The organism is Microbulbifer maximicatervae (SeqCode), from assembly GCF_052466985.1.
This window is the reverse complement of sequence record NZ_CP174298.1, coordinates 1570410-1591615: the sequence shown is the minus strand read 5'-3', so window position 1 is coordinate 1591615 and position 21206 is coordinate 1570410. Positions and strand designations below refer to the sequence as shown.

The window sequence follows — 21206 nt, the reverse complement described above, 5'->3', positions numbered from 1 at the left end:
TGTTTTGGATATCTCAGGAGCATCCAAAAGGCATCAGCGCAATAAATCTGTGACTTATGATTGCCTTCTCTGGTAGTTAGCACTTTGTTACTCCAGATATATACCCGTTTGCCCTCTGAAATTTCGAATGTGCCATTCGCCTTCGATATCGCCTTGTTTTACATATTCGTAGGGCATGACCGGGTTTTTGCCCAGCTCAGTAGTAAGTACATATTGAGGGACCGCAAAACCCGTGATGTGCCCCTGCAATGACTCATAAATCGCCTGTCCTTCCTTCAGGCTTGTCATAAAGTGAGAGACACCGACCACATTATCGCAGTGATAGAGGTAGTAGGGTCTGACTCGTATTTTTACCAGAGCGAGCATCAATTGTCGCATAACATCCGGTGAATTATTTACGCCTTTTAAAAGCACTGTTTGATTTCCCACCGGAACGCCCGCTCTCAGCAAGCGGTCGCATGCAGCGGCGGCTTCTTCTGTGACTTCTTTGGGGTGATTAAAGTGCGTGTTCAGCCACACCGGATGAAATGATGCGAGCATTTCGCACAATTCGTCGGTGATACGTTGGGGGGCCAGTACGGGAAAGCGTGAGCCAATACGAATAATTTCCACATGATTTATTGCTCTCAGCTTCTCCAATAGTTTGGCCAAGCGGTCGTTGGAATACATCAGTGGGTCGCCGCCGGTGAGTAATACATCGCGAATCTGTGGATGTGATTCTATGTAAGCAATATCCTCATCCCAGCTGGTTGCTTCGCCTTGTTCAAAATAACTTTCCGGGCCCACCGTTGTGGTGTGAAATTTCCTTGTGCAATGACGGCAATAAACAGGGCAAACAGACGTTACCAGAAAGATGACGCGATCTGGGTACTTATGTACGACGCGGTTGGTTTTACGAAAATACTGATCACCTACAGGGTCAATGTCTGCACTGTCGGGTACGATGGTTTCCTCTAGTGAGGGAACTGCCTGCAATCTAATTGGACAATTAGGGTCATCAGGGTCCATTAAGGAGGCGTAGTAGGGTGTAATACTCCACCGATAGATTCCTTTTAGCTTTTGGATAGCGTCAGATTCAGAAGTAGAAACATTGATCCATCGCTTTAGGCCATCCAATGTGCTGATGCGATTGCGCATTTGCCAGCGCCAATCAGACCAGGCCTCGTCAGAGTTTCCCGTTACGGAACGGACTATAATGTTGCGCATAAGTATCGCCGCTTTGCTGTGCATTCATTTGTTGCTGATGGTCTGCCTCGATATCCGAGATTGCCTGTAAGGGGCTTGAACATGGATTGCCTGGATCCAGTAACTTGAAGCAATCATTATGTGTAATGAAATCTGTGGAAGGATTTGATGTTCGTAATGCTTCAAATCTCTGTAGGACTTTCTGCGATATTTTGGGCAGCCAACTTCTGAGCAACCAATTCCAGTGCATTTTGAGACCATACTACTTAGTTTCTTCAATACCCTTGTGAAGTAGGGGGGCTGTGTTTTATCTGCCGCCTTTCTAATAAAAAAAGAAGATGCGATTTTCAGCTGGTAGGTACGAAGAATACTGTTCTGTCGATAGCTTGGGAGAGAAGTGTTTTGCGCTCTAAACGCTAAATCGAGAAATTTGTAATCATCGCGATTGTATGCCTGTAGTAACACAGGTCTAAAAAGGGGTACGTCATTGGCGATATAGGGTGTAACCACACAAATTATACCAAGTATCGGTTTCACGATATTTCAATCCTATATCCCAAATATCGTTTAGTTGTTGCTCTATGCAACTTGCCTGCTACGTGAGGTAGATGTTATTTGGTCCGCACTCCTCTGTTTAATAAATATTTGCACACATTGAGTATTTTTCAACAAGTCAGTAATCGCTGGTATGGGGCCAATATGAGTGTAAAATTAGTCACGATTGTTTCTGGAGGAGTATAAAAAACAGCTGTAATACTACAATTAGATCTATTGGTATCGATAGGCTAGGTAGTTGTCGGGGCTGAAATCTAGCTCTTCTTTTATTGCTGATTTGTCAATGGGAAGACATGAGTTATCTTGGGTAGCCAGAGGGCTGACTGCTGACTGTAAAGTCCAGCATTGTATTTCGTACAGCCGCATAGTAAATAGCAGAATCCCCGCTATTTTCCAATAGCGCTATTCGTCATAAATTTGATAGTATCTAGCTGATCAAGTGATTTGACTACAATAAATTCTAATGGAGTAGAACTTGACCTATTTGTTTTTATTTTTTGCAATCATTACCGAAGTTACAGCTACCCTACTACTTAAGGCTTCCAACGGTTGGGAAAAGTGGTGGCTGGGAATGGCCTCTATCTTTTTTTATTCTCTGGCGAGTCTATTTCTTGCGTTTGTACTAAAAAATATGAATGTGGGAATGACTTATGCCATCTGGTCAGGCGTCGGTATTGCTCTTGTTTGTGCAGCTTCTGTGGTTATTTGGCAGCAAAAGTTTGACGTATACGCTGTGAGTGGAGTTGCTTTGATATTTATGGGTACGGCTCTAATTACTATAAAATCCACTGTGTTTGAGCAGTAGCTTTTTCCTACAGCTTTTATAGGGCGGCTTTACTCAGAGAAAGGCCGGTGAGATTGGATTTACGGTGTAAATGCATCAATGAATTGCTGGCCTCCTCCGAAGAATAGGTTTGGGGCATTCTTTGAATTGCCTCTTTTGTCATTTAGGTAAACCTGGTTTACCGCAATAATATATATGGTGTTGCGAATTAGGCAATTTTTGCGGTTCAACGGGGTGGGCTTGGCCTATTATTATAGATGACTGTAAACCCTTTTATGATATCTCTTAAAAAGGAAGGTATGGCTGTGGTTGAGTTGTGTGTTAAGGAAGTGTTATATGAAGCAGAGCACGCACGAAAGCTATGAGACTGCAGCTGATTTACAGTTGGCCTTGATTCGAATTTATATCGGGCTCAATTTTACCCATCATTTTGCTGAGAAGTTTGGTCTGCTGGGCGCAGACGCTTACAATTTTGTTGTTCATTATTTTGAGGGGATTGGATACTCATCCTCTATGGTGATTATCTCTGGTATTTGTGCGTTCTCTGCATTTGTTGGATTTACTTTCGGTTTGTTTACGCGGTTTGCCGCTGTTGGGACTGCTCTTTATTTGATCATTGCATTATTTGAAGGGCGGCATTATCTCGCAGGTTTTTCATGGGCAAGTCATGTCAGTGGTATAGATATTAGTGGAAATATACAAACCGTTTATGGTGGGTGGGAATACCCTCTTTTTTGGGCTTTTATTTGCTTATCTTTCGTGTTAACTGGTGGCAGAAAGTGGTCTGTAGATCAATATTTGAGGAAGACAAATTCTTCGGTGTTACAGTTTCTAAGTAGGTGATCTGGATTGTCTGAAACTAGGGTAACCTATGGATAATTAGTGATTTATCGATGAGGCAATTTTTAGCTTTTGCTGATGAGGTGAGATACTCGTAGTGCAAGAAGAAATCGTTCGCCAAGATTTTTATCATCTTTGGTATGATAAAAGAGGAAGGTCAAGAACCACTGTAGGACATTTTTCAGATTTTGAATTGATTCAATACTCCAATCCTGTGCCCGAATATCACTATCGTGATTTGCCTAAAGTTATTCGAAGTGAGTTTGCAATTTTGCCTCCTTGGTGGAAAAGCGATTTTCACTCTACTCCGAACCCTCAATGGGTTATTACATTATCTGGCTGTTGGCGTACGACAACTCGGGACGGTGTTGAGGTGACATATAGGCCTGGAGATGTTCATTTTGGGGGAGATACGCCTGTTAATGGTATAGCTATTGACCAGCAGGGGCATTGTACGATTAATCCCTCCAAAACAGATCCCGCGAAATTACTTATATTAACTGTCGACTCTTTGCTTCCTGCTCCTGAAGAGTGAGTATCTGATAGTTTGCCTAATAGACTCCGGATCATATTTCCTGTAGCTATTGAAAGCTATTTTTGATTAAAAAAATCGCATATTTTAAACATTTACTTTGGCTGTTGGGTGGAATACGATTTTTCTCGAGATAATTCTATTTGTTAACTTAGGCTTTGAAAGCTGGGGAGGGTTTATGCCTGCAAAGGAGTTTTTCAGTAATGTCAAAAGTGCTTTAAAGGATTATTTTGGTAATAAGGCAACAGCGCTTTGGCATACCTTTGATGATTCTGAAGTGGCGGTGGCAGGGAACTATCAGTGTATAGATCTTGATGGTCGTGCTTGGTTGTGGACTCCTCGTGGAATGACAACAAACCGGTTAATTGTAACTGCTCACGGGTATCGCAGAACTACATCCAGTTTCAAAATAGAGCACAATATTAACCTGCATTTTTACTCGCGTGATAAATTCAGTGTGAATGACCCTGGACTTGGGAGGTTTTATGATCGGGGGGCCAATTCTGTTGAAGATTTAGGTTTAAATGATACTTGTTTTAACTACATCCTGACAAAGTATACCAGTAGCGCTACTAATAGACACAATACTAACAATGAAACTTATACTTCGATTAATGCGATTATGTCTCACAATGATAGCGATAGTCGAAGACGCAGAATTCAGAATGCTAATAATATCGGAATGGTTGCCAAGGCAAATAGCATTCAGTCCTTTCAGCCGCCCAGTATTCTGACCATAAGAAATAGACAGTTTATGGCAGCTGTAAACCTGAAGTGGGTTTTGGATACCTTGGCGAAAAAGGGGCATCACTTTAATGACATTGATTGTCTCTTCTGTAGAAATACTCTTTGGACTGGCACAGTAGTTGTGATGTCGGGTCTATCCGGAGGAGATAAATATAGTGATGATGTTGCTATAAATTAGTAGTACCAGAAGGGGTTGTTTTATAGTGTTAATATGGCCTTTTTTTATTCGGTAAGAGCATTTATTGATCTGCTTGGTGCTTTGAATTATCTCGTTGATATTTCCTTCTTTGTATGTTGATTGCATTGAAATTACTAGTAGGAAAAATATGACCTTACTAAACTGTTCAATTTGATTAGATTTGTAAGTGAGAAGGGATCGGATCGTCAGTGTCCCGCGGGTTAGCTAGTGCGGCTTCAATGGCGGCCTGTATCCCAAGGGCGGCAGTTTCTTTTGACATGCTGGGATTACCGATATTTTCGGGTAGTGCGGCAATCTGGGGTAACTGAGGAAGGTGTATCCAGCCGGCGGGGATATTTAGTTGATTAGTCGCGATATAGTGAAGCGCGCCATACATCATATGGTTGCAACAAAAAGTACCCGCAGTATCAGAAATGTCGGCAGGAACACCAATATTGCGCATTGCCATAACCATTGCGCGGATAGGGAGTGTGCTGTGATAAGCGACAGGACCATTTTGTACAGTCGGCTCACCCTGCATTTCAACTCCCCGGTTATCTTTCAAATTATATCTGGTGGAATCATTATAATTTTGTGCAATTCTCTCAGCCGTAATTATTGCACGGCCACTGTACTCTCCTAACATCACCACTAATTGCGGTTCTATTTCTTCAATAGCATCCGTGACAACTTCAATGCTTTCAAAGAAGTTGTTGGGTATCAAAAGACCATGAATATCACCATTGGCTATTCGTGTTCCGTCCAGCATACGCATAACTGATTCCGCTGGATTTATCGGTGTGTTACCAAAGGGCTCAAAGCCAGTCAATAAAACTTTTGCCATAGAGATGTTATCGTAAATAGATACAGAAAGATTGATATATTGTTATTTGTCAAAGGTAGCGTTGTGCAGGCTACCTTTGGCTGGTTCGTGATCGGCTATTCAACTAAACCTAATTGCTCCAGGAAAGTGTATTTATCCCAGTCCACCCAGCTTTCCACCATTTTTCCATCTTTATATTTGTCGGTATGTACGCCAGTCCAACTACTGGTTTTTCCAGTTGCTTCATATTGTAGAAACTTTCCAGTATGGGTAGCGGTTATTCTCCAGCGAGTGCAGACGTAATCTCCCTCGGCAATTTGCAGCAGAATTTCCAACTTGGTATTGGAGAACCCTTTGTGAAAATCTGTGACAAGTTCCTGCCACTCTTTTACTGATAGTGCCGAAGTATTGCCACCAGCATAGGGCATTTGATGATTTTTATAATCTGGTGCTAAATAATTGGTTGCTTTGTCGGGGAAGTTGTCCCCCCACAATTCCAGTATCGCTTTTGATGTCTCTTTGTGATTGTTCGCCATTTTTGTCCCACTGTAAGTTAGGTCGGAATTTGGTAGCCCAAGCATAGTTCAGTGAATTTAAGGGGGGAGCGAATCGAAGTGGGATTGGATTCAATATTGATAGTCGATTGATATGAGTTGGCGCAGATTACATGATAAATAAATATATTGAGTAACTACTTTAAGCTTTATAGGGTGTTGTGCGTTCTGCGAACTTTAATAGAGTATTCAACTACTGGGTTTTAGAGGCACTAGGCTTTTTAAGGTCTGGTTAGGCCAGTTCTTTGTGGGTAAAACTATGACAAGTAGCGCAATCAAAGCCTTACTAAAGCGTCGTCGAATGCTACCCGTTTTGATACTTGGTGGAATTTTAATGGCTATGTCTCTGGTGGCCAGTCGACAGAAACCACAAAGATACGAAGGGCAAGTTCCGGAGCTGCTGGTGGAAGCCATCGAAGTGAAGCAAATGCCTATTCGCGCTGAAACTGTTGCTTTTGGAGAGGTGATGCCGAGCCTTACCCTTGAGGCAAACTCTGAAGTTGGTGGTCGTGTGGTTTCAGTGTCGGCTGATTTGGAACCTGGCGCAATAATATCTGCCGGGGCACCAATCCTAAATATTGACGAAACCAGCTATCAATTGGCCGTTGCTCAAGCGGAGAGTGACCTGGCTGTTTATCGCGCAAAACTGCAAGAATTGAAGGTTGAAAAGGCTAATAGCCAGCGTTCGTTGGAAATAGCTCAGAGGACACTGGAATTAGGGGAACAGGAATTACAGCGAAAAGAGCAGTTGGCGGTTAAGGGGATTGTTTCTCGCTCAGCGGCTGATGCGGAGGAGCAACGGGTATTGAAGTTGCGACAAGAAGTTGAACTTCAAAAGGGTAATCTCTCTCTCTTTCCCACTCGTAGGCAGGTGATAAAGGCCCAGGTAAGTCGTGCTGAAGCGCTGCTCGATGAAAGTCGCTACCAGTTATCGCGAACCCGGATAAGCCTGCCCTATAACGTGCGGATCGGTGATGTCTATGTGGAGGCTGGCCAGTCTGTTGCCCATGGGACTCCGCTTTTTGTCGCTTATGGCATGGATCAGGTGGAGGTTTCAGCCGAACTGACAATGGCTCAAATAGTGCCTCTTTTTCGGAGTATTGAATCTCCCAGTGATCAAACTCTCTCGCCTGACGACTTCTCAGATGCCTTATTGGGATTGGAGGCCAGGGTTGGATTGGTAGGTGGTATTAAACCGGTGGAATGGCGGGGCAGGGTAGTGAGAGTTGGAGGTACCATGGATACCACAAGCAGAACTCTATCCGTAGTGGTTGCAGTGGATAACCCTTATCGAAATATAGTAGCCGAGGGTCGGCCGCCCCTATTTCGTGGTATGTATGCCCGGATTAAGCTTATTGCACCTCCTTCGCCAGCTTTGGTTATCCCTCGCAGAGCCATGCATGAAGGGCGGGTCTACTTGGCTGAAAATAATCAATTGAAGATTCGCACCATAACGGTGGACTACTACCAGGGTGATCTAGCTGTTGTTCGCTCTGGCTTGGTGCCTGGAGATCAGGTGATAACTACTGATGTTATCCCAGCAATCAGCGGGACGGCAGTATCTGTCATCGATGTCAAAAAGGGAGTTTCAGACCTGGCCGTGGCAGCAGAGGAAGTTGGCGAGTGATTTGCTTTTTTGCGATCCACCCAACTGCTGCCAATTTGCTTATGGTGGGTTTAATGCTGGCTGGCTTTTTCGTATTGCCGACGATGAAGCGAGAGACTATGCCGGAAATCGACAAGTTCGAAGTACAAGTCTCAGTATTTTATCCTGGTGCAGCTACCGCTGAGGTCGAAGACAGTATCTGCCTCCCCCTCGAAGAGGCAACGGATGGCATCCCATTTATTGATGAGCGCCGTTGTGAAGCTGCAGACAATCTTGGCGTGATGAAACTGAAAATGCAGGAAGCAGGTGATATGGGGCAGTTTCTTGCCGACATTGAATCTGCAGTAGATGCGATAGACTCCCTTCCTGCTGAGAGCGAAAGGCCAGTCATAGAAGAGCTGGGACGTACCCAGCCGGTGGTGAGTGTTGCCCTAAGCGCAGATTTGCCTTTGATCCAGCTCAACCAATTGGCCGAGCACTATCGCCGAGAGTTGCTTCGTCATCCGTTGGTACCCATTGTCAAAATTTCCGGTTTTTCAGACCATCAATTGCAAGTGGAAATTTCAGATTACAATTTGCGACAGTATGGACTGAGTGTTGCCGATCTTGCCGCAATTATTGATAAGCAGGCAATTGATATGCCCGCCGGTAAGGTAACTGCACCTGATCGGGAGTATCAGGTTCGTTTTACCGAAAAGCGGCGCACCGCAGCAGAGCTTGAAGAACTTATTGTTGTCAAAGGAATGGATGGCGCAGAGGTGCGATTGGGCGATATTGCCACTATCCACGACAGTTTTGAAAAGGAGGAGGACAAAATCACTTTTGATGGGCAGCGAGCCGCATTGCTTGTTGTTCAGAAAAACAGCGTGGATGACAGTTTGAGAGTATTGGAAGCGGTTCGCGAATTTGTACAAGCGGAAAATGCCCGTTTGCCGGAAGAAATGCGGTTGATTCTTACTCAGGATAGCGCCTCAATTGTTGCTGATCGTTTAAGGATGATTATTATCAACGCCTGGCAAGGGCTTATTCTTGTTGCGCTGACCCTCTATTTGTTTTTTAGCGGGCGATATGTGTTTTGGGTGGTGATGGGCTTGCCCGTTTCATTTCTCGGCGCCTTTGCTGTGATTACTGCTTTGGGTATATCCATCAATATGATCAGCTTGGTGGGGCTGCTGATTGCAATTGGCATCTTGATGGATGATGCCATTGTGCTTTCTGAAAGTATCGCCACCGAATACCGGGATGGCCGTACACCTCTTCAGGCGGTGGTTATCGGAACCAAGCGTGTTGCAAGGGGGGTTATCTCCTCATTTGTTACTACCGTGATCGTTTTTTCTGGATTAGCTTTTATCAAAGGGGACATGGGGCAGGTCCTCAAAGTTTTACCAATTGTTTTAATCTCTGTACTAGTGGTTAGCCTGATTGAAGCCTTTCTTATTCTCCCCGCCCATTTGCGTCATGCCCTTTTGCACAAGGAAAACCCACCAGCCTGGAAAATCGCTTTTGCTCAGCGGTTTGAGTTGTGGAGAGAGTATGTCGGGCGTGTCGCTGATAAAGCGGTTGAATATAGATATGCTTTTGTCGGCGGCGTAGTGGGACTATTTTTTGTTACGGTGAGTTTACTTCCTGCGGGGTTAGTTAAATTCCAAGGGTTTCCTACATTGGAGGGAGATTTACTACAGGCCCGAATTCTAATGCCCCAAGGAACCTCCCTCGTAGAAATGGAAAAGCTGGTGGCATATCAGAAGAAGGCCCTGTATTTAGCTGCTGAAAACCTCTCAGGGAAAGAGGTAGCGCCTCTTATCGAGCACATTAGTGTTACTTACGGGGTGAATGGCGATGCTTTTGAGACTGGAGCTCATGTAGCCACAATAAATGTCGACCTACTAGCTGCAGAAGTTCGCCATACAAGTATCAGTGAGTTACGTCAGGCCTGGAGTAAGGCTGCTGGTGATATCCCTGGTGCGATCGCGATTTTGTATAAGGAGCCATCGCCTGGTCCAGCTGGACGAGCTATTTACCTTCGCTTGGCCGGGCTGGATATTGATCAGCTAAAAGGAATATCTATACGTCTACAAAACTGGCTGCGCAGTTACGAAGGAGTGGTGAATGTACTAGATGACCTGCGTCCTGGTAAGCCACAGCTGACGGTCCGAATGCGGGAGGGGGTTTATGCTTCTGGTATTGATGCCAGTGTTGTGGCCACTCAACTGAGAGCTGCCTATCAGGGCACAGAGATTGATGAAGTGCAGTATCAGGGAGAGACTTACGAAATTCGTGTTCGAATGGATGAGCCATCTCGCAGTGCGCTGTCACGATTTGACGAGCTTGTCATTATCCACCCTGAAACAAGGCAGCGTGTACCCTTGATGGCAATTGCCGATATTGAAATGCACCGGGACTATGCGCGTATCCAGAGAATAAATGGTGAGCGTGTTGTTACGGTCTTTGCAGATGTTTTTACAGAGAGGGCCAATGCCAGTGAAATTCTGCTGGATACCCAGCAGAACTTTTTTGCACCATTGGAGCAGGAATTTCCGGGCCTAAGGGTAACCATGAAAGGAGAGATTGAGAATAGTCTCATTACAGGTCTATCGATGGGTAAGGCCTTGTTGATCGGGGCAATAGGAATCTATTTACTACTCTCGCTTCAATTTCGTAGTTATACCGAACCTGTAATTGTGATGATGGCGATTCCCCTGGCTTTAATAGGTGTAGTCTGGGGACATATTATTATGGGGCAGAATATGACGATGCCCAGCATGATGGGATTTGTCTCTCTCACTGGAATTGTGGTGAATGATTCAATCCTGTTAGTAGAGTTTGTGAAGCTTCGTGTCCGAAAGGGAATGGACGTTCACTCGGCGGCGAGTCAAGCCAGTCGCGACCGGTTCAGGGCTATTTTCCTTACCTCACTGACAACAGTAGCCGGCTTGCTGCCACTGATGTTCGAAACCAGTCTTCAAGCCCAGATACTGATTCCACTGGTAACCAGTATTGTATTTGGGATAAGTAGTTCAACCGTTTTGATTCTGTTAGTCCTGCCAGCCCTTTATGGCATTCTCAAGGACTTTGGCTTAACTGAGCGAATTCAGGAGCCGCTAGATCGATTACCTGAAGATATCGCCGCTTCTACGACCTAAAGCACCCAGATAATCTTGGTTGTTGAAGTGAAAAAGTAGCCGAAATGAGTGGTAGAAGAAGGAAGACAAAAGAGAAGGCAGTGGTAATACTTTGAGCTCCAGGAAGAATTATTCATCAATTCTTAATTAGCGCACTTGTACGAGTATCCAACATAGGGTTTCGGATTTGTTTTAATAAGTAGTCGAATGTTTCATGTACGTCACGGAATAAGTAGCGAATAGTCCTTGTTGTCCCCCGTACTTCAACTGATAATCAGGAAGATAAATTTGAACTTGCCTTCTTTTGTACAGATTCACTCTCAAAATGATTAGAAAATACAATAAAAATGACTATCCAAGTGTGCTGGATATATATGCCCGTTCAAAACTCGATGAGCTACGGTTTGAAAACCGGAGTTTCAATCTGCTGCCGCTGGATAAAGATCAAAAACGTTTGGCCCAGCTGATGGAGTCGGATATTTATGTGTACGAAAAAGGTGATGTTCTTGGCTATGGTGCGCGATATAAGAATGAGATTCGTGCACTGTTTGTGCATCCTTCGTTTAGAGGTCAGGGGGTAGGGCGGGAGTTGCTGGAGTACCTGTTAGGGGAAATCAGTGGCGCTGTACACCTGCAGGTTGCCAAAACCAACGACCCGGTGAAAAACCTGTATCGCAAATATGGTTTTGTGGTGACCAGGGAGCTGCAAACTACCTACAGTGGGGTCCCTGTACTTGCCAATGAGATGGTTCGCCCCCCCAGCGCCAACTAAATACACAAACACCTATGCTACAGGAGTGTCAGCAGGCGTTGTTCTCAAAACATTCCTCCAGAAACCTCCAAAAGGCATCCAGCTTGGCGGAGGCGGCTCTTCTCTGCTGATACACCGCAAAAAGTGGTCTGCTTGATTGCTGCCAATCCGGCAGAACCTGAACCAAGTTACCCGCCGTAATATCCCGCTCTACCAAATAATCGTAAAGGCAAGCTATACCGGCGCCAGACTGGGCTGCTTGGTAGAGGGAATAGTAGTTATTACTTGAAAAGTAGGGCTTGGGGGCAATCGTGATCGATTCCTGCCCCTTTTGAAAGGTCCAGGAAAGTGGATCGCGGCTGTATTTGTAACACAGTAGTTGGAATTTATTGAGTTGGTCCGGGGAGGAAAAAGACTTAATCCTTGCCAGGTACTCAGGAGATGCTACCAGGAGCCGATCGTGCCGGCCGATTTGATGAGAGTAGAGCGTTGATTGGGGCTGCGCAGGTTGGGAGCGCAATGCCAGGTCAAACCCTTCACCGGTAAGATCCCGAAGCTGATCATCCAAAATCAGATCCAAACGGATATCTGGGTGCTCAGTTGTAAACTTCGGGAGCCTAGGTGCCAGCCAGAACTGCCCCAGAGCCGTTGGGGCGGTAATCCGCAACAGTCCAGAGGGCTGCCCTTTGGAGCTGGTTAGGCGCTCTTCCACTTCCCTAAGATCATTAAGGACACGCTCTGTGGTTTCCAGGTAGTCCCGCCCCGCATCCGTAAGGCTTTGGGATCGGGTAGTACGGTGAATTAGCCGAGTACCCAGTCGCTGCTCAAGCTGTTGGATGGCCTTGCTCACAGCGGACACCGTGGACCCCAATTCCCGGGCGGCACGGGTAAATGACCCCAATCGCGCCACCGTAGTGAACACCTGAATTAAGTGGAACCGGTCCAAAGGAACCTCCAATAATTTCCTGGCAGGAAAAAGTGAATATCAAAATTATGCTATTAACGCATTTATAGGAAAAAGTCACAATATCTTGGCAGATCGACAAGTTAAGAAGGGTTTCTGATGAGAGTGATTGTATTGCTATGCCTGATTTTGGTTCCCAGCGCCTTTACGCTGGCCGAGGCACCGCCAAACAGCCAGCCATTTCACGTCAAGGGGGGTGATTTTAAGTTGCCAGTGGGTTGGCACTTTGGGGAGGTTGCGGGGGTGGTCCGCAGGGAGAATGGCCACTTTGTTGTGTTTCACCGAGGGTCTCATTCGCTGTTGGAGTTCGATGGGCAGCGGCGTTTTGTTCGCGAAATTGGCGCGGGACTGTTTGAAAATCCGCATGGTCTTCGTATAGACCATAAGGGCAATATTTGGACTACCGATACTGCCACGCACCTGGTATTGAAATTTGCACCTGATGGCGAAGTAGCCATGGTATTGGGGAAGCGAGGAGCAGCCAGTGAAGGCTGGTTTGATCGCGACTACAACTTGGTGCTGTTCGATCAGCCCCAAGATGTTGCAGTGGATAGAAATGGATTTATTTATGTGGTGGATAAAGGCAACAGCCGCATCGTAAAGCTGGATAAGAATGGCCTTTTGGTAACCACCTGGGGTGGTCAGGGGGAGGCCCCTGGAGAGTTTAATTTCCCTCACTCCATTGTGATTGATTCTGAGGGGCAGTTATATATTGCCGATCGTGAAAACCGCAGGCTACAGATCTTTGATTCACAGGGTAAATATTTAACTCAATGGCGTGGAATAGGTTACCCCTATGTCCTCTTTCTCAAAGGTGATGCTTTGTGGATGACAGATGCACGGGCCGAGGAAGTGCGACAGTACGACCTGTCTGGTGATCTCAAGATGCGCTATCAAGGCCAGCCTGGGCGGGGACAGAAGCAATTTGGCTTTGTACATGGGATCTATGTGGATGACGACGGACTTTGGGTGTCCCATATCTTGAACTGGAGCATTAATCGCTTACTGCCAGCGGATACACTACCCGCTCCGGTCATGTAGCTTTTCTTTCAAAATTCACCTGGGAGTATTTATGCCTCACTGTGTTATCCAGTGTCCTTCTAACCTACTTGAGTCGGTAGATGTTGATAGCTTACTGACTTCTATCCATGCCGCTGCAGATCAGTCTGCACTCTTTGAGCCGGGGGATATTAAAGTTCGTTTGTTACCTGTCGAGCACTATTTGGTTGGACCTGAACCAGCACCGTTTGTACACCTGGAGTGCAGTCTGCTTTCAGGTAGAAGTATTGAGCAGCGACAAAGCTTGGCTCATTTACTAGCCAAGGCCCTATGTGCAGCCGTGCCCGATGTGGAGATGGTTTCTGTAGAGGTCCGCGAGATCGTGCGGGCTACATATTGTAATCGCGCTGCATTGGGAATTGGTCCTTTGGTATCAATAGTCAATGTTCCCAGCTGACGGGAGGGGGAACTGCGTAGCCTTTTCTGGTACTTTGGATGATAAGTGGTCAGCGCTTGTTGATGGGGCGGATCATTAGTAGAAAGAAAGCGCCGGCGGTCATCTGTGCCTGTATCAAGCTTTGAAAGCGGCTTCCAAAGTTTCTTTTGAGATTGAGCCAGTATTTGGTGAGAAGCCCAGCTGTTTTGGAACGGGGGGAGTGCCTTTGGCAATAAAGCCCCTCTTTCCTTATGATCGAATCCGATTAGAAATCTCCTTCAAACGAATAACCTGCTGAACATAGAGTGGCAACGCAGATACCTTCCCAATAAAGTCGAAAACGTACATTAATAAGGCAACTATTAACCCGTAGTTAACCAGGCCCCCATCGATTGCAGCTATGGGAGCGTAAACAAACAAAGCGACTATGCCTGCCCACAATATAAAGTAAGTACCTGTTTCCAGGTCACTCAATTCAATATTCCACCGCATAAGGCGCTGGAAGTGTGCTTTTGCATGCTCAACATTTGGCTGTTTAATCGCATCAACCTGATATTCCAGCTCATTATTATAAGATTCATTCAGCTGATAATTGGTATTTCCGATTACGCAATAGATCAGGATAATCATAGCAAGAAGAGCCAGGCAAGCTAGAAAGACATTAAGATTGATAGCGCTGATGATAATGAGCAAACCCACCGTACCAATAGAAACGGTAATGACTTCTGGTAGACTATTTTCAAAGAATTCGACAATTTCAGTTAATAAACTGGAGCGCGCAGTAATAGTCGATACCGACTGCCTCTTTGCTTTTTCACGGGCTACCATTTCCGACGTAACTACCTGGTAAATATGTGCGTAGATTCTTGTATCGTAAAATCTTCGAGCACTTCCTATAAGGACAGAGATAGTACCCAAGATTGCCAATAGATAAATGCCATCATAGGACTGTTCTAACAGACTATTGATAGCCCAGCCGATGACAAGTGGAAAGAGTAGTTCGAGGAGTGTTTCAATAATGACCAGCGCTAGGGTCAAGGATACTCGCCACTTAAATCGGGTAAAAATCGAAAGTAAAGAATGTTTGTGCTTATCTTTCGTAAAATCAGCAGTAACTGGCTGAGTCATTTAACAACACTCTCAATGGTTAACTAGCAACGCCATTACAAAATGTGTGAAACGCTAAATCGGCCAGCGTATTGTGGTCTATGGATTCTGCATTTTTTGTTAACCAGGATGTATAAAGCAGACCTTCTACCAGGTTTACTACCCAGGAAGTAGGAAGTTTCTTGGACAAGCTGCCTTCGGATTTTGCGTATTCCACTAATGTCGCGATTTCATTTCCCTGTTTCTCATAGATCGCGGTGAGTTCTGGGTCATCTCCATCAAAGTCTCCCAGCTTCATTAAAAACTCCATTTCAGCGGACAGCGGAAAGATCGCCTTGAACATCAGGTGGAAGGCTTGCAGAGCTGATTCAGCTTCGCTTTCCAAGTGTTCGGTAGCTTTATCAAATGCCTGCAGGCAGTGAATTGCAGCAGCCTTAATCAGCTTTTCTCTCGTGTCATAAAGGCGATAAAGGGTAGTGCGCCCAACTCCAGCCGCCCTGGCAATGTCACTAAGTGACGCCTCCCTGTTTTTGCTCAAGAGTTCCATTCCTGCCTTCATGATCGCAGTTTGTGACTTCTGAATACGCGCATCTAGTTGATCAGCCATGGAGTTATCACTCAAACTTTATGGAACATACTTGTATCATAATCTGCTATTAGTTATGGTGCAAGAGTGTTCCATAAACTGTAAGTTGCCTAGGCATGATGAAAATTGCGGGAATCTGGTTAAAGCGACGGGCTGCAGGTGTCGTTGCCACCAGCTTACTGGTCTTGGTAGGGCTGTGGCTTGGGGCTGAGCAACAGCCGGTAGCCATGGTCGAGAAGCCCAAAGAGCTTGGTCTTACTGTCACCGTCGTAGAGGCGGTACCGGCGGATGCACAGTTTGAAGTCAAAACAACGGGCATAACACAACCCCGCTGGGCGACTGAAGTTATCGCGTCAGTCAGCGGGCGTGTCACCCATATTGCTAAACACGCAATGCCGGGCAGCCTCATTAGAAAAGGAGAAATACTGGCATCGCTACAGGATACTTTTTACCAGTCTGAGCTAAGTGCTGCTCAAGCCAGAGTGTCAGAAGCTGAACTCAACTTGGCCGAGGTGTTAACGCGTCAATACGTAGCAAAACGAGGGGATAAAGCGAAGTCATCATTTGGCCGGCTGGAGCCACATGTCAAAGCCGCAGAGGCAAATCGAGAAGCGGCGAGGGGAGCTCTCGCATCCTCCCGGCAGAGGCTGGCTGATACGCAAATCAAAGCGCCTTTTGACTCAGTGGTTATTGCAGATTTAATCCATCCTGGCCAATGGATAAATGAGGGGGATGTACTCTTTCGAGTGGCAGCCAGTGATTACCTGGATATTAAAGTTGAGCTATCCGAGCAGACTTGGCAGCGCTTAGACGGCCTTCAGCAAGACCCCAACAAAATCACTATAGAGGCGCCTGACGGACAACAATGGCAGGCCTCGGTCCGCTACCTTAGCCCAATCATGGATACGGTCACCCGTCAGCGTAGCCTTATGTTGCAAGTGGCTAACCCCTTTCAGCACGAGACTCCCTTGCTCGCCGATCAGCAGGTCGGTGTAGTGTTTGGAGGCAACACACAGAGCTATGTTGTCAGCGCACCAGCATCGGTTCTTACAGAAGATGGGAAAGTATGGAGCATTTCTGAACAATCCCTACTTTTGGAAGAGATAGAGCTACTGGATATGCGGCCGGAATCAGTCCTGTTTCGTTACAAGAATCGGCCCCACCAGAATCGTCAGCTTGTTCGCTTTCCTTTGACCAACTTTGTTGAAGGTCAAGCGGTTGCAATGACTATCAACTAAGGCCTGCACATGAAAACACTCTCACGCTGGTTCCTGGATAACCCGGTTGCCGCTAACCTTCTTATGGTGTTCATTCTGGTTGCAGGCTTGCTGACCTTTCAAAATCTGCGGGTGGAAAGCTTCCCACAAATTCCACCTACGGAAGTCGAAATCTCCGTTGTCTACCCCGGCGGCACTGCCCGCCAGGTCGATGAGAGTATTACACAGCGTATTGAGGAAGCTATCAGTGGTGTTGCAGGGATAAAGCGCATAACCAGTCAATCGAGCAAAGGTTACGCTTCATTAGTAGTGAGAAAAAATACTAATGTTAAGCTGGATCGTTTGATAGAAGATATTCGCAATCAAGTTGAAAGTATCGAAGGTTTTCCTGCATTGGCGGAGCGGCCGCGTATTTATCGCAGTGAATATACGAATCTTGCGGCGTTTGTCATGGTCTACGGTGGTGACAATAATGATTCTCTTCAGCAGGTATCCTCACGAGTAGAGCGAGCACTTAAGAAACATCCTGCTATTTCTAAAGTGACAAACCTGGGTAAAAGAAAGAAGCTATTGGCTATAGAGCCGGACCTCAGGAAACTCCAAAGCTACGGTTTATCCATTGAAAACCTAACGGAACGTATTCGCCAATGGTCAGTAGAATATCGCAGTGGCGAATTAAGAACGGCCAATGGCAATATTGTACTGCAGGGCAGTTTCCTGGCTGACAACTTGGCGGAACTTAGGAATATCCCCATTATCAATACATCGACGGCACGAGTGGGACTCAGTGATATCGCTACTGTTAAGCGAGATTATGAGCAAACCGACAGTATTGTTCGATACCAAGGGCAACCTGCAGTCGCACTGATGATATCCACCAGCCAAAAGGACAACCTGTTTCATATCAATGAAGCCACAAAATCAGTATTAGAATCATTAGAACCGACCTTACCCAAGAATATGCAATTGGATGTAATGGCGGATATGTCCCCTTATATTTCCGAGCAATTAGACCTACTAAGTAGCAACGCCTTACAGGGATTATTCATCGTCTTATTACTATTGGTGCTTTTTTTAGATACGCGGCTGGCCTTTTGGGTTGCCTTGGGGATTCCCATATCCCTTGCTGGTGCGATTACATTGATGGGTTTTCCTTCCCTGGATTACAGCATTAACGATATCACTTTATTCGGCATGATTTTGGTGCTGGGGATATTGGTAGATGATGCAGTTGTGGTCGGTGAAAGTATTCACCAGGCGAGACAAAATACAACTGACACTAAAGAAGCTGCCTGGAAGGGTGTTGAAGCCGTAGCCGTGCCCACAGTTTTTGGCGTATTGACTACAATCGCGGCCTTTTCACCGATGTTATGGATTGAAAATGAGTTGGCAAAAGCCTTGTCAGGATTCTCAGCTGTAGTGATATTTGCACTGATATTTTCACTAATTGAAAGCAAATTTATATTACCCGCCCATTTGAGCTATCCAAATACACATACTCAAACTAAAGGCGCACTAAAACGATGGATTGAGATTGCCAGAGAGAAATGTAACCGTTTATTAGATAAATTTTCGGATAAGATATATATTCCGCTTTTGTCTTTGAGCTTGGTAAACCGGAAAACGAGCATTAGTCTGTTCGTCACCTTTTTGCTACTGGCCTATGGCGCTATGTTCAAGGGGCATATTGCTTCAGTATTTTTCCCTGAGATTCCAGGGCGCTATGCCACGGTTAAAGTGACTATGCAGCATGGTGTTGCAAATACTTTAGTGGAACGCAATACCGGTCAGCTTGAACAGGCCATCAAGCGCACTGCAAATAGGTTGCAACAGGAGTTTGAACTTCCAGATTCACCTGTTAGCAAGTATATAGTGTCAAAGGAAGGCACCAAGACTATAGAGTTGACAGCGGAATTAACACATGACGCCTTGGCTAAATTAGCGAGCAACCGCTTTTTAGAGGAGTTGCGGCTGCATACAGGTATCCTGGAGGGTAGCTATGCAGTGAAGTTTAGCCTTACGGAGGAGCCGGCGGGCGACACTGCCATTGCGGTTTCTGCTCGCAATCGAGATCAGGCAAAACAAGTGGCTGACCGCCTCAAGGCTTCACTCGCTGAGTTGCCCGGTGTGAACGATGTATACGATGATAGCCAACTTGCTAAAAGACAGCTGAAAATTTCGGTTAATGAGCGAGGAGCCAGCCTGGGAATTGATCAAAGCCATCTGGCGGTGCTGATAGGCGGAGCATACGGCCAGATTGAAATACATCGCCTGTTGGATAAAGGTGAAGAAACTCTGGTTTTGGCCCGCTTTCCTCAAGCAAAAACTAAAACAATTGAGCAGTTAAAAGCGACTCCTATTAACCTGGATGGCAACAGCTACGTAAGCTTAGGTGAAATCGCCCAGCTTGAGTATGAGCGTGAGCCCGAGGTTATTTATCGTCGTAATCGCGATGAAGTGGTCAGTATCTACTGGCGTCAGAATCGTTCTGTTATCTCACCGGAAAAAAACTGGGAGAAGCTAAAGGAAGGGTTGGTACCAGAACTGGAGCGCCTATATCCGGGTGTCCAAATTAAGGCCGTTGGTGAATTTGCCGAAATAGTAGAAGTACAGGCTGGATTTAAAAAGTCCATGTTGCTGACCCTTTTACTTATCTACGTTTTGTTGGCGATACCATTAAAATCCTATTGGCAACCTTTGATTATTATGTCGGTGATTCCAATGGGCTTTGCAGGGGCAATTATTGGACACGGCCTATTGGGCTTCCCAGTAAGCTTGTTATCCTTGTTTGGGATGATGGCAATGACTGGGGTAGTGATTAACGATTCCCTAGTATTAATGAGCCGATTTAATCAGCTCTACGCGCAGGGCGTACCAGTAAAAACAGCGTTACTTCAAGCTGGGAAAAGTCGCGTTAGGGCAATTTTCTTAACCACGGTGACTACTATCTGTGGGTTGCTACCATTATTAGCCGAAACCAGTGAGCAAGCCCAATATTTAAAGCCAGCGGCTATATCCTTGGTATTTGGGGAACTATTTGCTACACCGATTACCCTAATCCTGATCCCTCTTTTACTTTCTTTTGTGCAATGCAAAATTGCTTCGAAAAGTGATAGCACTTCTTACCCTAAGCAAGTCTCGCTTTGATGACTTAAGCCACCAAGTTGATCTCACGAGTGAACGTTTAGGGGACAGCTAAACGTTCATTAATTAATACATGGGTAAACCACCGCCTCTGGCGGTGAGACTTGACAAGGCTCTGCCGTTCCGGCGTGCAGAGTAAAAATATGGCCTCCATGAACCGGCAAGTTCTTTAAGGAGGCCATATGCGAGATTGGCAGTGCCAAGCTCACGTGAAACATTATTGCAGGTACCATGTGGTATTTGTGCCCAAGTATCGAAAGAAAGCGTTATTTGGGGCATTGAGACGTGAGATTGGAGCAATATTCCGAGACTTGTGTCGTCAAAAAGGCATTGAGTTGGTCGAGGGGTACGCAATGAGGGATCACATTCATATGTTGTTAATGATTCCTCCCAGGTTAAGTGTTTCCAATACGGTTGGGTTTCTGAAAGGGAAATCTGCGATCCGGATATTTCGGAAGTACAAGCATGTACAGAGAAATTTCACAGGAAGACATTTTTGGGCTCGGGGCTACTGCGTGAGTACAGTAGGGCTTGATGAGCAGATGATTCGAGAGTACATCAAGAATCAAGAGGTTGAAGAACGCCGGCAAGAGCAGATGCAATTGGCGGGATTGTAACAAGCCCCCTCTGGGGGCTTTCACCATACCACCCGCTATGCGGGTGGTTGCTGATTTTGCCACTAAAGGCTCCAGTACTTGTGAGGGAACAGGTGCCCGGTAGTCATCAAGAACCAATTCGAGCGCGTTCATCGGTGAATAAGATTCAAGTTTTAACAGGATTTATATAGTAGAGGGCGCTTCTAATGCAATTTGTATGTAGGTGATAAATTGCGTCATACTACTTTTTTATTGCCATTTGTTTTTTTTATTTTCTAGACCTCCCCCAGTTTTTTCATCTCGCTACTACTTGGAGCTTAATAGGCCTGTATATAAGCGGATTCACGTTGTTGAAGAAGATAATAGGTCTATCCTAGTTCTGGGTTTAATATGTTATGAGATATTGTTTAAAGGCCAGATTTTAAGTGCGGTAATTTGCACAAGTGATTGTTCTCGAAAATTAATAGAGGAATAGTGTCA

The 21206-nt window shown here is 45.6% G+C and carries 18 protein-coding genes; 12 read left to right on the top strand and 6 right to left on the bottom strand.

Translation table 11 applies throughout. The annotated features are described in order from the left end of the window. Positions 1 to 87: 87 nt before the first annotated feature. Positions 88 to 1206: a KamA family radical SAM protein gene (locus ACJJI3_RS06935; protein WP_444941961.1), complete on the bottom strand. Its 1119-nt coding sequence runs from the start codon at positions 1204 to 1206 to the stop codon at positions 88 to 90. A gap of 1009 nt (positions 1207 to 2215) precedes the next feature. Between ACJJI3_RS06935 and ACJJI3_RS06930 the strand changes: the two genes are divergently transcribed. The 4 genes from ACJJI3_RS06930 to ACJJI3_RS06915 all read left to right on the top strand — a co-directional run bounded on the left by ACJJI3_RS06930 (position 2216) and on the right by ACJJI3_RS06915 (position 4821). Beyond that, complete coding sequence (locus ACJJI3_RS06930; RefSeq protein WP_413665519.1) at positions 2216 to 2545, top strand: DMT family transporter; 330 nt, start codon at positions 2216 to 2218, stop codon at positions 2543 to 2545. 315 nt (positions 2546 to 2860) lie between these two features. Further along, a complete protein-coding gene (locus tag ACJJI3_RS06925; protein ID WP_444941960.1) occupies positions 2861 to 3367 on the top strand; it encodes a DoxX family protein in 507 nt (168 codons plus the stop codon). A 94-nt stretch (positions 3368 to 3461) separates the two neighbouring features. Further along, entirely contained in the window at positions 3462 to 3899 is a 438-nt protein-coding gene (locus tag ACJJI3_RS06920) for a cupin domain-containing protein (protein WP_444913556.1), read from the top strand. Between the two features lie 175 nt (positions 3900 to 4074). Then, a complete protein-coding gene (locus tag ACJJI3_RS06915; RefSeq protein ID WP_444941959.1) occupies positions 4075 to 4821 on the top strand; it encodes a putative adhesin in 747 nt (248 codons plus the stop codon). A 175-nt stretch (positions 4822 to 4996) separates the two neighbouring features. Here the strand turns inward: ACJJI3_RS06915 and pcp are convergent, their stop codons facing one another. Then, positions 4997 to 5665 carry a pyroglutamyl-peptidase I gene (pcp, locus tag ACJJI3_RS06910; RefSeq protein ID WP_444941958.1) on the bottom strand — a complete coding sequence of 223 codons (669 nt, stop codon included), beginning with the start codon at positions 5663 to 5665 and terminating at the stop codon, positions 4997 to 4999. A 95-nt stretch (positions 5666 to 5760) separates the two neighbouring features. After that, on the bottom strand, positions 5761 to 6180 hold the full coding sequence (locus ACJJI3_RS06905; RefSeq protein ID WP_444941957.1) for an ester cyclase: 420 nt from the start codon (positions 6178 to 6180) through the stop codon (positions 5761 to 5763). A 277-nt stretch (positions 6181 to 6457) separates the two neighbouring features. On the opposite strand from ACJJI3_RS06905, the gene ACJJI3_RS06900 reads away from it, so the two are divergent. From ACJJI3_RS06900 to ACJJI3_RS06890, 3 genes are all read left to right on the top strand, one after another. Beyond that, positions 6458 to 7825, top strand: a complete 1368-nt coding sequence (locus tag ACJJI3_RS06900; protein ID WP_444941956.1) for an efflux RND transporter periplasmic adaptor subunit — start codon at positions 6458 to 6460, stop codon at positions 7823 to 7825. Then, positions 7822 to 10947 (top strand): efflux RND transporter permease subunit, encoded by a 3126-nt coding sequence (locus tag ACJJI3_RS06895; protein WP_444941955.1) that lies wholly within the window; start codon positions 7822 to 7824, stop codon positions 10945 to 10947. Before ACJJI3_RS06900 ends, ACJJI3_RS06895 begins: the two co-directional genes overlap by 4 nt. Before the next feature lie 304 nt (positions 10948 to 11251). Beyond that, positions 11252 to 11698 (top strand): GNAT family N-acetyltransferase, encoded by a 447-nt coding sequence (locus tag ACJJI3_RS06890; protein WP_444897554.1) that lies wholly within the window; start codon positions 11252 to 11254, stop codon positions 11696 to 11698. Positions 11699 to 11726: 28 nt separating this feature from the next. On the opposite strand, the gene ACJJI3_RS06885 is transcribed toward ACJJI3_RS06890, so the two are convergent. Continuing rightward, positions 11727 to 12623 (bottom strand): LysR family transcriptional regulator, encoded by an 897-nt coding sequence (locus ACJJI3_RS06885; protein WP_444897553.1) that lies wholly within the window; start codon positions 12621 to 12623, stop codon positions 11727 to 11729. 117 nt (positions 12624 to 12740) lie between these two features. Here ACJJI3_RS06885 and ACJJI3_RS06880 point away from each other — a divergent pair, with 117 nt between their 5' ends. Together ACJJI3_RS06880 and ACJJI3_RS06875 are read left to right on the top strand one after the other, a co-directional pair. Beyond that, positions 12741 to 13682 carry a peptidyl-alpha-hydroxyglycine alpha-amidating lyase family protein gene (locus ACJJI3_RS06880; RefSeq protein WP_444941954.1) on the top strand — a complete coding sequence of 314 codons (942 nt, stop codon included), beginning with the start codon at positions 12741 to 12743 and terminating at the stop codon, positions 13680 to 13682. A gap of 31 nt (positions 13683 to 13713) precedes the next feature. Beyond that, a complete protein-coding gene (locus tag ACJJI3_RS06875; protein ID WP_444905506.1) occupies positions 13714 to 14097 on the top strand; it encodes a 5-carboxymethyl-2-hydroxymuconate Delta-isomerase in 384 nt (127 codons plus the stop codon). Between the two features lie 228 nt (positions 14098 to 14325). Here the strand turns inward: ACJJI3_RS06875 and ACJJI3_RS06870 are convergent, their stop codons facing one another. Together ACJJI3_RS06870 and ACJJI3_RS06865 are read right to left on the bottom strand one after the other, a co-directional pair. Continuing rightward, positions 14326 to 15204, bottom strand: coding sequence for an ABC transporter six-transmembrane domain-containing protein (locus tag ACJJI3_RS06870; protein WP_444905505.1), 879 nt, complete (start codon positions 15202 to 15204; stop codon positions 14326 to 14328). 19 nt (positions 15205 to 15223) lie between these two features. Then, on the bottom strand, positions 15224 to 15790 hold the full coding sequence (locus tag ACJJI3_RS06865; RefSeq protein WP_444941953.1) for a TetR/AcrR family transcriptional regulator: 567 nt from the start codon (positions 15788 to 15790) through the stop codon (positions 15224 to 15226). Between the two features lie 95 nt (positions 15791 to 15885). On the opposite strand from ACJJI3_RS06865, the gene ACJJI3_RS06860 reads away from it, so the two are divergent. From ACJJI3_RS06860 to tnpA, 3 genes are all read left to right on the top strand, one after another. Next, positions 15886 to 17007: an efflux RND transporter periplasmic adaptor subunit gene (locus ACJJI3_RS06860; protein ID WP_444941952.1), complete on the top strand. Its 1122-nt coding sequence runs from the start codon at positions 15886 to 15888 to the stop codon at positions 17005 to 17007. A 9-nt stretch (positions 17008 to 17016) separates the two neighbouring features. Next, positions 17017 to 20133 (top strand): efflux RND transporter permease subunit, encoded by a 3117-nt coding sequence (locus ACJJI3_RS06855; protein ID WP_444941951.1) that lies wholly within the window; start codon positions 17017 to 17019, stop codon positions 20131 to 20133. A gap of 179 nt (positions 20134 to 20312) precedes the next feature. After that, positions 20313 to 20747 carry an IS200/IS605 family transposase gene (gene tnpA / locus ACJJI3_RS06850; RefSeq protein ID WP_444933710.1) on the top strand — a complete coding sequence of 145 codons (435 nt, stop codon included), beginning with the start codon at positions 20313 to 20315 and terminating at the stop codon, positions 20745 to 20747. The last annotated feature ends 459 nt before the right edge of the window (positions 20748 to 21206 follow it).